Genomic DNA, 11542 nt, shown 5'->3' on the forward strand with positions numbered 1-11542 from the left:
ACGGCAACGGCAACGGCAACGGCAACGGCAAGTGCAGCGTCGTTGTTTTTTGGGGCAGGAACGGCGTCCACGGAGATTTCCTTCGGTCACAAGCCGCGACCGCCATTTCCGGTCTCGCCGCGCTTCGTGCCGCAGGTGGTATGGCGTCTCTGCGGCTGTCGCGGCTCACGCCGCCGCTACAGGAAACGCCGACGCATACGGGGCGAAACCGTTCGTTTCAGCCCGCCGGGCTGCCGTCCGGATTGCGTTCGATCATCCACAGCCCGGCCCAGAGCTTGAGATCCAGTTCGTAGCCCTCGTCCTGCTTGGCCATCAACCAAGCAGGGGCGTGGTCGCGCGGCACTTCGTGGACGACGATGTCCTCGCCGTCGACGCCGCCGCCGTCGCCGACCCGGCGCAGGCCGGTGGCGCGGACGAAGGCGATGCGTTCGCTGCTCATGCCGGCCGAGGTCGGGCCGATCAGCAGCACTTCGACCTTGGCCGGTTCCCAGCCGGTCTCCTCGACCAGTTCGCGCCGCGCCGCCGATTCCAGGGTGTCGTGGTCGTGGTCGTCGCCGACCAGTCCGGCCGGCATCTCGATGGTGCGTGCGCCCAGCGGCACGCGTTGCTGTTCGACGAACAGCACCCGGTCGTCGGGAGTGACCGCGATGATGATCACCGCCATGCCCTTGCCGTGGGTGCGCTCGGCGTATTCCCAATGACCGCGCCGCATCATCCGCAGCCACTGGCCCTGGTAGAGCGTTTCCACGCCGTTGTCGGCGCGAGCCTGAGCCTGCTCTGGGGCAGCGTGTCCGTGGTCGGCCGGGGTCATTGCGGTCCTCGCGTCATTGCGTCGCCATGTGCATGCGGAAAGACGATGTTATGACGGAACCTGTGACGTCGCGAAGTCGAGCCCGACCGCTTCGTGCAGCCTGCGCCGGGTCATCGGCCCGAAACGCAGGCGGTCGCACAGTTCCAGCAGACCGGCCGGGTCGGCCGCGCTGCGCGCGAAGTGACCGCGGTCCTCGCCGAGCGGGGCGTCGATCGCGATCGTGGTCAGCTGTCGGCACAGCAGCGCCTGCTCGCGGTGGGCGCGCAGCTTGGCCGCGGCGCTGGCCGCGCCGCGCAGGCGCAGGAACGGCACTTCCTCGACCCGCGCCAGCAGCGCGTCGAGGCTGCCGAAGTGGCCGAGCAGGGCGGCCGCGGTCTTGGCGCCGATCCCGGGCACGCCCGGGATGTTGTCGACCGCGTCGCCGGTCAGGGCCAGGTAGTCGGCGATCTGGGTCGCCAGCACGCCGTGCCGCGCCGGCACGCCGTCGGCGCCCCAGCGCTGGCCGCGGGCGAAGTCCCACTGTTCGTCGTGAGCGTCGAGCAATTGCGACAGGTCCTTGTCGGCGGACACGATCACGCCGCGATAGCCCTGGCCGCGCATCGCGGTCAGCGCGCTGCCGATCAGGTCGTCGGCCTCGTATTCGACGTCGGCCAACACCGCCAGGCCGAGCGCGCTGCACAGGGCCTTGCAGTGGCCGAACTGGCGCTTGAGCGCGTCCGGGGCGGGATCGCGGTTGGCCTTGTAGGCCGGGTACAGGCGATTGCGGAAGCACGAATCCAGCGCTTCGTCGAACGCGATGGCGATGTGGCGCGGCCGCTCGCGTTCGATCAGCTCGAGCAGGAAGCGGGCGAAGCCGTGCACGGCGTTGGTCGGCCAGCCTTCGGCGTCCTGGAATTCGTCGGGGATCGAATGCCAGGCGCGGAACACGTACAGGCTGGCGTCGATCAGATACAGCGGGGGGCGCGGCGTCGGGGTCATCGGTGCATTCCAACACGCGCCGCTCAGCGCGGCGACCAGGTCCGGGTCAGTCCGGCGGGGTCGGGGCGCTCGCGCTCCGGTGCGTCCAGGCGCGCGGTGCCGATGTGGATGAAGCCGACGATGCATTCGTCGGCTTCCAGTTCCAGCCAGCGCGCGACCTGTTCGTCGTAGGCCGGCCAGCCGGTCAGCCAGACCGCGCCGTAGCCGTAGGCCTGCGCGGCCTGCAGCAGGGCGAAGCAGACGCAGCCGGCGGTGAGGGTGCGTTCGAACTCGGGGATCTTCTCGTCCGGGCCGAGTTTGGCGATCACCGCGACCACCAGCGGCGCGTGCGAGAAGCGGCTGCGGTCTTTTTCGACCGCGGCGGCGCCGGCATCGGGAAAGCGCTCCTGGCCGCGGCGGGCGACCCGTTCGCCGAGTTCGTGGCGCGCATCGCCCTGGATCAACAGAAAGCGGAACGGCACGCGTTTGCCGTGGTCGGGAACGCGCACGGCCGACCGCAACATACGCTGCAGGGTCGATTCGTCCGGACCAGGTTCCGTGAGTTGCTTGGCCGGCACCGATCGGCGGGAATCGAGTGCGTTTAGCAGTGCGGGGACGGCGGGGGACATAAGAGACAAGGGGACTCCGGTCACAAAAATGAACGACAACACATTAATGGACGCATATTGGCACTATCCTGCCTCTGCAGTCGGAAATCGACGCAGCAGCGTCCAGCTCATCAGGGGAAATTCGTAAGTGTCCGGCCACTTGCACGGCGTCGCTCAGGCAACGCGCACCGATCCCGTGCGCGTGCTCGAAGAAATCAAACGACAGACGCTCGAGCAACTCGGGGGGCTGCCGGGCAGCCTGTACCTGCCGATCGAGGAAGCCCTCAAGGCCGAGTCGCTGAAGGGCGACGGACGCAATCACCAATACGAAGACCAGGCCGCATTGTGGGTCCTGCGCCAGCAGCAGGCCAGTCACGTCATGGCGTTTCGGCAGCAGGTCGCACTGGGCTTCGACGCGTTCCGCGCGCCCGGCTCGGCGGTCGGCGGACTGGGCGGCACGCCGCTGCAACTGGTCGGCGATCAGCAACTGGCTTTCGACCTGGACGGCGAGCGCCTGACCGAAGCGCTGGACCACCGTTATCTGCGTCCGCTGGAGATGATCCAGGGCCGGCTCAAGATGCTGTCGCAGGCGATGGGCGCGCCGATCGGAATCAACCCGCTCGGGCCGTATCGCCTGGTGCGCGCCTTCACCGCGGTCTACAACGACGCGACGGTGACCGAAAGCCTGCGCCTGCGCCTGTTCCGCCAGTACGAACAAGAGCTGGCGCGACTGCTCGGCGATCTCTACGGCCGGGTCAACAATCTGCTTGCGACCGCCGGTTACGGCGTCGGCTTCGGCGCCCCCGCGCCTGGCGCGCCGGTGCGCGCGGCCGACGATCGCGCCCGCGAGCGCAACACGCTCGACGAGGTATTCGACACCGTGCCGCACCGCGAGCCCCACGCGCCCCTGCCCGATTACAGCGCCGCGATGGGCGGCTACAGCGACAGCCACGGCGGCTCCGCCGGCTACGGCAATTACGGCGCGCAGGCGCCGGTGTCGCAGGCCGATGTCGCGGCCATGGCCAGCGAACTGGCCGAGCTGCGTTCGCAGCTGCATGCCTGGCGCGAAGGCCTGGTCAAGACCGGCGGCCTGCCGCCGGCGCACATGCCGCAGCGCTCGATGGCGCCGCGCCGCGAGCTGCGCGTGGACGAAGTCGTCGGCATGGTCTCGCTGCTGCAGCCCGAGCCGCCGGATGCGTTCGCCCGCGCCCTGGCCGTGTCCGGCCGGCTCGGCGAAACCATCCGCGACCAGCTCTACGACGGCGCGCGCCGGCTCGGCTTCAACCCCGACCAGACCTGTTTCAGCGCCGAAGAAGACGACGCGATCGACCTGGTCGCGCTGTTGTTCGACTCGTTGTTCCGCAATCACGCCCTGCAGGACCGCGCGCGCCGCGTCTATGCGCGGCTGGTGATGCCTTACGTCAAGGTCGCGCTGACCGACAACGAGGTGTTCGTCAAACGCGAACACCCGGCGCGGCGCCTGCTCGACGCCATCACCGAGGCCTGCGAAGGCAACGACGGCGAGACCCAGCAGGACCGCGACCTGCTCGAGCGCGCTTCGTCGATCTCGCAGCGGATCGTGTCCGATTACAACGAAGACCTGGCGGTGTTCGAGCTGGCCCATGCCGAGCTCGACGCGCTGCTGGCCCAACACCGGCGCCGGATCGAGCTGCAGGAGCAGCGCGCGGCCAAGGCCACCTACGGCCGCGAGCGGCTCAACGCCGCCCGCAACCAGGCCGATCATGCGGTGCGCGAGCGGGTCGGCGATTCCGAACTGACTCCGGCGGTGGCCGAGTTCCTGGCCACGCCCTGGCGCCATCACGTGGTGCAGGTGCTGCTGCGCGAAAACGAAGACCCCAAGCGCCGCGCCCAGGCGTTGGCGCTGGGCGACGCGCTGGTCATGGCCGACCGCTTGGCCGCGGAGAACCGTGGCCGCGAGCTGGCCGACCAACTGCTCGCGCTGCAGCCGGTGATCGTGCAGTGCCTGGCCAGCTCCGGCCTGGACGACAACGCCGCCCAGCAGGCGATGGCCGAGCTGGTACGCGCCCTGGCCACGCCCGACCACGCCCGCCGGCAACATCCGCAGCCGAGCGCCGCCGAGGTCGAAGAGGACGTGGCCGAGGAGCGCAAGCTGTACCTGTCCGCAGGCATGGAGCAGGTCGCCCACGATCCGCTGCTGGCCCAGCGCATGCGCGAGTTGGAACCCGGCGACTGGCTGCGCCTGACCAACACCCAGGGCGAGACCCTCGCGGTCAAGGTCGCCTGGGTCAGCCCGCTGACCTCGCGCTTGCTGCTGGTCAACCGCCGCGGCGTGCGCGCGCTGGTCGCCTCGGCCGAGGAATTGGCCGTGCTGGCGGCCTCCGGCCGGCTGGTGGTCGGCGCCGAGCGCACCGCCTTCGACGAGGCCATGCGCCAGGTGCGGCGGCATCTGGACCGGGTCATCTGACGCCGGCAATCAGCGAGCGGGTACAGGCGATAGCGAAAGCGGCTTCGGCCATGATTTAGCCATCGCCATCGCCATCGCCATCGCCCGACGCCTGTTGGCCGTTGCCTGCCCGGCGATCTCCCCGTCTTGTGTGCCATCTGCTTGGGCCGTGACTGGCTGCCGCTTCCGCGCGGCCGTCCGTCCGGCGAGATCGCGCAGCCGCGGCCGCATCCGCTAGGATGCAGCGAACCGGGCACGGAGCGAAGCATGTCGGGCATCACGATTGGCGTTGCGAGCGAAACCGCGGCCGGCGAGAAGCGCGTGGCGCTGACGCCGGAAACCTGCAAGAAACTGATCGCGCGCGGCGCGCGGGTCCGCGTCCAGCGCGGCGCCGGCCGCGCCTCCAGCTTTACCGACGAGGCCTATGTCCAGGCCGGCGCGGAGCTGGCCGACGACGCGGCCGCCGCGCTCGGCGAAGCCGACGTGGTGCTGTGCGTGCAGGCGCCGGAGCCGGCCCGCCTGGCGACGCTGCGCGAGGGCTCGGCCGTGGTCGGGTTGCTCGCGCCGCAGGCCGATGCCGCGCGCGGCGACGCCATCGTCGCGCGCAAGCTGCTCGCGTTCCCGCTTGAGCGCTTGCCGCGCACCACCCGCGCCCAGGCGATGGACGTGCTGAGTTCGCAGGCCGGCATGGCCGGTTACAAGGCGGTGCTGATCGCCGCCCAGTTGGCGCCGCGTTTCTTCCCGATGCTGACCACCGCCGCCGGTACGATCCGCCCGTCCAAGGTGCTGATCGTCGGCGCCGGCGTCGCCGGCCTGCAGGCGGTGGCCACCGCCAAGCGCCTCGGCGCCCAGGTCGAAGGCTTCGATGTGCGCCCGGAAACGCGCGAGCAGATCGAGTCGCTGGGCGGCAAATTCCTCGACCTCGGCGTCAGCGCCGCGGGCGAGGGCGGTTACGCGCGCCAGCTCACCGACGAGGAGCGCGCCGAGCAGCAGCGCCGGCTCGGCGAGCACCTGAAGAACATCGACGTGATCGTCTGCACCGCCGCGGTGCCAGGCCGGCCGGCGCCGAAGATCATTACCGCGGCGATGATCGCCGGGATGAAGCCGGGCAGCGTGCTGGTCGACCTGGCCGCCGAGACCGGCGGCAATTGCGAGCTGACCCGGCCCGGCGAAACCGTCGACGCCGACGGCGTGACCGTCGCCGGCCCGCTCAACCTGGCCAGCAGCGGCGCGGTCCACGCCAGCGAGATGTACGCGCGCAACCTGCTCAACTTCGTCAGCCTGTTCGTCGACCAGGGCGCATTGAAGTACGACTGGAACGACGAGCTGCTGGCCAAGACGGTCTGGCCGCAGCCGCCGGTCGCGGCCGCGGTGGCGGCCTGAGCCGCTGCCGCCGCGCGATTCCATCGCGGTGCGGCAAGAGCAGGGCAAGGGCGAATCCCGCCGTCGCCCCTTTTCCAGGGGGAATGGCGAAAGCGGTTGCGTCGGTGAGGTAGCCGAAGGCCGCTGCGCGGGGCGCCCGACCCTGTAGGAGCGGCGTAAGCCGCGACCGCCGCAGCGAGGCACGCTAGCGCTGCGGCCGCGGCCCCCCTGCACCGGGCCGGTGTGCTTTAGCCCCCGGCGCGGACGGCTGGGCTGTCTTCGGCCGAGGCGCTACCGGCTCGTTTCGTCGCTTCGATAGGCGCGGCTTACGCCGCTCCTGAGCGGGCGTCCAGCGCTCGGCGCGCTCAATCGCGCGGCGCGTCGTCGCGACGCCACGGCGGCGGGTTGGCCTTGACCCAGGCGCGGCGCTGCTCCGGGGTCATGTCGCGCCATTGGTTCATCAGCGCGCGCCGGCCGGTTTCGTCGAGCACGCGCATCTTGGCGTACAGGGCGCGCATCTGCTTGCGCTGCTCCGGGTCCAGGTGCTCCCAGTGCTTGAGCCCGCGGCGCGCGTTGCTGCGCTCCCGCGGAGTCATCTGCTGCCAGCGGCGCGCATGTTGCAGCATGCGCTGGCGTTCCTCCGGCGAGCTGTTCCAGCGTTCGCGCATCGGCGCGATCAGTTGTTCGCGCTGGGCCGGGCTCAGCTGCTCCCAGGCCGGCAACGGCGCGGCCGGCGGGTCGGCGGCGAACGCCGGCGCGGCGGCCAGCAGGGCGAGGCCGGCGAGGGCGAGGCCGGCGCGGCGGAGAGGGGCGAGGCGACGCATGGCGGGTTACTCCGGCTGAGTCGGCAGGGCGTCGCCATTGGACGCCAGCCACAGATAAAGATCGGGATTTTCGTCGAGCGCGGCGACCGAAGTGTCGGCGTCGTAGCCGATCGCGGGCGTTTGCTCGGCCAGGGCCGGCGCCGACGCGGTCGGGGCCGGCGGCGCGGGGCCGACGAACTGCAGTCCCAGGGCCAGGGCGACGGCGGCGACGCTGCCGCTGGCCAAGGCCCAGCCGAGCAGTCCGCCGCGTCGCGCCCGGGCATGCGCGGTGTCGTTGCGGATGCTGCGCAGGCGGGCGCGGGTGGCCGGTTCGACCCGGTCCAGGGCCTGTCGATGCAGGGCGCGCATGGCTTCATCGAAACGCGCGTCGCGCTCGTCGCCGGCGGCGGGCGCCGGCCCGGGGCTGTTGTGTGTGTTGCGGATCATCGCCATTCCTCCAATTGCCGCTGCAGGGCTTCGCGTGCGCGCGACAGATGGGTTTTCACCGCGCCTTCGCTGCAACCCATCGCCCGCGCGGTCGTGGCGACGTCGAGTTCTTCCAGCACGCGCAGGCTGAAGGCCTCGCGTTGGCGCCGCGGCAGCGCGGCCAGGGCCTGCGACAGCCGGGCATAGGCTTCGCGGCCGTCGTGAGCGCGCTGCGGATCGGGGCCGTCGTCGGCCCAGTCCAGCGGCGTGTCGTCTTCGCGCGCCGCCGGGGCCAGCCAGCGCAGCCGGAAGGTGCGCCGGCGCTGCAGATCGACGATGCGGCTGCGCAGGATGCTCCAAAACAGCGGCGTCCATTCGGTGGCCGGGCGTTCGCGATAGGCCAGCATCTTCATCATCGCGTCCTGGACCGCGTCCAGCGCGTCCTCGCGATGGCGCAGGCCGAGTTCGGCGAAGCGGAACGCGCGCGCGCTCAACCCGGCCAGGAAAGCATCCAGGCTGGCCGGCGCACGGGCCGGCGCGCCCCCGGGCGGGACGGGGGCGGGCCGTTCCGGCGGGGACGGCGCAGGCTCCAGCGGCAGCGGTTCGGCGTCGACGCTCACTGGCTCCAGCATACGGGCGCCTGGCGGTTGCAGCACCTGGGCGGCTCCTCAGCGTGCCGCGCGCGGACGGCGGGCGCGACGGTGGGGGGACGGGTTCGGCATCGCGGGATCCTGGGCGACGTAATGGGCATCACATTCGGAACCGGAAACGCGCCGCCGGCTGGGCGGTTGACGAGGCTGGCGCTGTATTCAGGGCCGGTTATGATGCGGAAGACATCGCATGGGGACAGGTTCGGATGAACGACGGTTTCGTGGCGCTGTATATCTTCATGTTGGCCGCGATCGCCGGCCACGTGATCATCTCGCGGGTCCCGGTGATCCTGCATACCCCGCTGATGTCGGGCTCCAACTTCATCCACGGGATCGTCCTGATCGGCGCGATCATCGTGCTCGGCCACGCCGAAACCCCCCTGGAAAAGGCCATCGGCTTCGTCGCCGTGCTGCTCGGCGCCGGCAACGCCGCCGGCGGCTACGTGGTGACCGAGCGCATGCTGGAGATGTTCAAGTCGAGCAAGAAGGCGGGTGGCGCATGAGCGGATCGTCGCTGGAGAACGGGGCTCAGGACTCGGGTCTCGGGTCCCGCAAGAGCGCCGATGGCGCCGCAGCCGCCGGGGTTGTCGGGCTCGAACGCCGAATTACGAATCCCGAATCCCGAAGCCCGACGGAGGCGAACGCATGAGTGGGCTGGATATCCTGGTCAAGTCCAGCTACCTCGTCGCCGCCACCTTGTTCCTGCTGGGCCTGCAACGCATGGCCTCGCCGGTGACCGCGCGCAGCGGCATCCGCTGGGCCGGCGCCGGCATGGTCATCGCCACCGCCGCGACCTTCCTGCTGCCCGGGCTGCACAACCTGGGGCTGATCGCGCTCGCGCTCGGCATCGGCACGATCCTGGCCTGGGTTTCGGGCAAGAAGGTGGCGATCACCGACATGCCGCAAATGGTCGCGCTGTACAACGGCATGGGCGGCGGCTCGGCGGCGGCGATCGGCGCGGTCGAACTGCTGCGCCTGGCGGCGCGGTTGCCGGCCGATCCGCTGCAGGCGCAGCTCGAGCGCGGCGTGATCGAGATGCAGACGCCGACCGTGGCCCTGGTGCTGGCGGTGGTCGGCGCGGCGATCGGCGCGGTCTCGCTGTCGGGTTCGGTGATCGCCTGGGCCAAGCTCGACGGACGGCTCGACAAGCGCGTGGTGTTCCCCGGCCAGCAGGTGTTCAACGCCGTGGTCGCGCTGGCGATGGTCGTGCTCGGCGTGGCCGCGATCGCGACCCTCAACGTGCCGATCATCATCGCCTTCTTCGTGGTCGCGCTCGCCCTGGGCGTGCTGATGACCCTGCCGATCGGCGGCGCCGACATGCCGGTGGTGATTTCGCTGTACAACGCCTTCACCGGCCTGGCGGTGGCGTTCGAAGGCTATGTGCTCGGCAACGAGGCGCTGATCATCGCCGGCACCATGGTCGGCGCGGCCGGCATGCTGCTGACCCGGTTGATGGCCAAGGCCATGAACCGGCCGATCCGCAACGTGCTGTTCTCCAACTTCGGCGGCGGCGGCCAGGCGCAGGAAATCAGCGGTACGCAGAAGCCGATCGAGGCCGGCGACGTCGCGGCGATGATGGCCTTCGCCGAGCGCGTGGTGATCGTGCCCGGCTACGGCCTGGCGGTGGCGCAGGCCCAGCACAAGATCTGGGAACTGACCCAGAAGCTGATCGAGCGCGGGGTCAAGGTGAAGTTCGCGATCCATCCGGTCGCCGGGCGCATGCCGGGGCATATGAACGTGCTGCTGGCCGAGGCCGGCGTGCCCTACGACCTGATCGCCGACATGGACGACATCAATCCCGAGTTCGCCAACACCGACGTATCGTTGGTGATCGGCGCCAACGACGTGGTCAATCCGGTCGCCAAGACCGATCCGGCTTCGCCGATCTACGGCATGCCGATCCTGGACGTGGTCAATTCCAAGAACACCATCGTCATCAAGCGCGGCAAGGGCACCGGTTTCGCCGGCATCGAGAACGCCCTGTTCTATGCCGACAACACCCGCATGCTGTACGGCGACGGCGCCGAGATGGCCAGCGCGCTGGTGTCGGAGTTGAAGGCGCTGGATGGCGGCGGGCATTGACGCCGGAGGCGATCGGCGAGCGGCGAGAAACGAGCGACGAGGATGAGCGACGAGCCGCGGCACTAGCGGCTCGTCGCCGTTCACTCCGCACCTTATGGGTTGCAGGTTGCGTTGGCCGGCCCGCGGTACGGTCGTCCGGCAAAGAGCAGCGAGCCAGGGCGGCGACTCGTAGTCCGCGGCGTCCGCCGGCGCCTAGCGCTGGCCCCGCAGGCCTCGTCCGACCGCCCATGCGATCGGCCAGGCCACGCACATCACGTGCACCAGCACGCTGAGCACGATCCAGACCACGTCGTCCGGCAGGCCCTTGCCGCCCGCGCGCGACAGCGGCACGACGATGAAATTCATCGCCACGAACAGCCACAGGCCGTACAGGGTCGAGGCGATCCACGGATGGCGGCGCATCCACGCCAGCCGGACCGCGGCGACGGCGTAGACCGCGGCCATGACCAACGCGATGAAGCAGTGCAGGAACAGGCCCAGCGCCGCGGTCGGCGCGCCGCCGGCGAGCGCGGTCTCGCGGCCGACCAGCCCCGAGGCGACGCTGTGCAGCACGCGCTGCGCGGGGACGCCCACTGTCAGGCCCCAGTACGAGATCGCATAGGCGATATCGAGCGTGGCGGCGATCAGGCCGCCGATCAGGGTCCACAAGAGCAGATTCGACGACGGCGCGGAGCGATGCGAGCGAGAAACGTCGGTCATGGCGAGGCTCGATAAGAGGACGGCGGCCACCGCCAGGCCGGACCGCAGTGACGGCGCCGCGCGACGGCGGCGCCCATGATGTCGGCAGGGCGGATCAGGCGACCCGTGCCGTCGGTCGTTCCAGCCGCCGCGCCTGGGTCGCGGTCAGGCCGAAAGAGTTCTTGAACGCGCGGCAGAACGCGCTCTGGCTTTCGAAGCCCAGCGCCTCGGTGATCTCGCATACCGGCATGCGGGTTTCGCGGACCATGCGCCAGGCCCGGTCCGAGCGCAGCCGCGAGGCGAACTCGGTCGGGGTTTCGTCGAACACTTCGCGGTAGATCCGGATCAGATGACACGGCGAATAGCTGGCGCAGCGGGCCAACCGGCCGAGGTCCAGACGCAGTTCGGGATGGCGCCGGATCAGGTGCTGGACCCGCAACAGGCGCAGCAGGGTCTGCTGGCGCCGGCGTTGGGTGCGGCCGCTGCAGCGCGGCAGGCGCCCCAGCAGGTCGCGCTGTTGTTCCAGCAGCAATGCGCACAGGGTGCGCAACAGCGCGCCGGCATTGCGCTCGCCGGCCGGCTCGATCCGCCGCGCCAGCCGCACCAGCAGGCGTTGCGCATCGCGCGGCGCGGCGCCCTCCCAGGGCAGCGGTTCCTCCAGCGCGGCGCCCTCGGCCGGCGCGGGCAGATGCGGGCGCCAGGCGGTCTCGGGGCCGCACAGGCACAGCCACCAGCACGGC

At 70.6% G+C, this 11542-nt stretch carries 12 protein-coding genes; 4 read left to right on the forward strand and 8 right to left on the reverse strand.

The window, feature by feature from the left end; genetic code table 11:
* Nucleotides 1-217: 217 nt before the first annotated feature.
* The 3 genes from TX83_RS19815 to TX83_RS19825 all read right to left on the reverse strand — a co-directional run bounded on the left by TX83_RS19815 (nt 218) and on the right by TX83_RS19825 (nt 2397).
* Nucleotides 218-715, reverse strand: a complete 498-nt coding sequence (locus TX83_RS19815; RefSeq protein ID WP_064749723.1) for an NUDIX hydrolase — start codon at nt 713-715, stop codon at nt 218-220.
* Between the two features lie 144 nt (nt 716-859).
* Complete coding sequence (locus tag TX83_RS19820; protein ID WP_064749714.1) at nt 860-1789, reverse strand: 5'-3' exonuclease; 930 nt, start codon at nt 1787-1789, stop codon at nt 860-862.
* Between the two features lie 23 nt (nt 1790-1812).
* The gene (locus TX83_RS19825) at nt 1813-2397 is read right to left on the reverse strand and encodes a nitroreductase family protein (protein WP_064749715.1); all 585 of its coding nucleotides are present in this window, start codon (nt 2395-2397) and stop codon (nt 1813-1815) included.
* Between the two features lie 175 nt (nt 2398-2572).
* Here TX83_RS19825 and TX83_RS19830 point away from each other — a divergent pair, with 175 nt between their 5' ends.
* Nucleotides 2573-4822 (forward strand): DUF1631 domain-containing protein, encoded by a 2250-nt coding sequence (locus tag TX83_RS19830; RefSeq protein WP_261370211.1) that lies wholly within the window; start codon nt 2573-2575, stop codon nt 4820-4822.
* A 246-nt stretch (nt 4823-5068) separates the two neighbouring features.
* Nucleotides 5069-6184: an NAD(P) transhydrogenase subunit alpha gene (locus TX83_RS19835; RefSeq protein WP_064749717.1), complete on the forward strand. Its 1116-nt coding sequence runs from the start codon at nt 5069-5071 to the stop codon at nt 6182-6184.
* Between the two features lie 344 nt (nt 6185-6528).
* On the opposite strand, the gene TX83_RS19840 is transcribed toward TX83_RS19835, so the two are convergent.
* From TX83_RS19840 to TX83_RS19850, 3 genes are read right to left on the reverse strand one after another with little or no spacing between them, the layout of a single operon-like run.
* Complete coding sequence (locus tag TX83_RS19840; RefSeq protein WP_064749718.1) at nt 6529-6987, reverse strand: DUF3106 domain-containing protein; 459 nt, start codon at nt 6985-6987, stop codon at nt 6529-6531.
* A gap of 6 nt (nt 6988-6993) precedes the next feature.
* On the reverse strand, nt 6994-7413 hold the full coding sequence (locus TX83_RS19845; protein ID WP_141233595.1) for a hypothetical protein: 420 nt from the start codon (nt 7411-7413) through the stop codon (nt 6994-6996).
* The gene (locus TX83_RS19850) at nt 7410-8024 is read right to left on the reverse strand and encodes an RNA polymerase sigma factor (RefSeq protein WP_079248351.1); all 615 of its coding nucleotides are present in this window, start codon (nt 8022-8024) and stop codon (nt 7410-7412) included. The genes TX83_RS19845 and TX83_RS19850 overlap by 4 nt, the downstream gene beginning before the upstream one ends.
* Nucleotides 8025-8248: 224 nt before the next feature.
* Between TX83_RS19850 and TX83_RS19855 the strand changes: the two genes are divergently transcribed.
* Both TX83_RS19855 and TX83_RS19860 read left to right on the forward strand, forming a co-directional pair.
* Nucleotides 8249-8545 (forward strand): NAD(P) transhydrogenase subunit alpha, encoded by a 297-nt coding sequence (locus TX83_RS19855; protein ID WP_064749720.1) that lies wholly within the window; start codon nt 8249-8251, stop codon nt 8543-8545.
* Between the two features lie 142 nt (nt 8546-8687).
* The gene (locus TX83_RS19860) at nt 8688-10124 is read left to right on the forward strand and encodes an NAD(P)(+) transhydrogenase (Re/Si-specific) subunit beta (RefSeq protein ID WP_064749721.1); all 1437 of its coding nucleotides are present in this window, start codon (nt 8688-8690) and stop codon (nt 10122-10124) included.
* 192 nt (nt 10125-10316) lie between these two features.
* On the opposite strand, the gene TX83_RS19865 is transcribed toward TX83_RS19860, so the two are convergent.
* Together TX83_RS19865 and TX83_RS19870 are read right to left on the reverse strand one after the other, a co-directional pair.
* Nucleotides 10317-10823 carry a hypothetical protein gene (locus tag TX83_RS19865; protein WP_064749722.1) on the reverse strand — a complete coding sequence of 169 codons (507 nt, stop codon included), beginning with the start codon at nt 10821-10823 and terminating at the stop codon, nt 10317-10319.
* Between the two features lie 94 nt (nt 10824-10917).
* Nucleotides 10918-11542, reverse strand: a 625-nt coding sequence (locus TX83_RS19870; protein ID WP_141233596.1) for a helix-turn-helix domain-containing protein, incomplete at its 5' end; no start/stop codon positions are given.

Source organism: Lysobacter antibioticus HS124, from assembly GCF_000336385.2.
In the GTDB taxonomy this organism is placed as follows: domain Bacteria; phylum Pseudomonadota; class Gammaproteobacteria; order Xanthomonadales; family Xanthomonadaceae; genus Lysobacter; species Lysobacter firmicutimachus.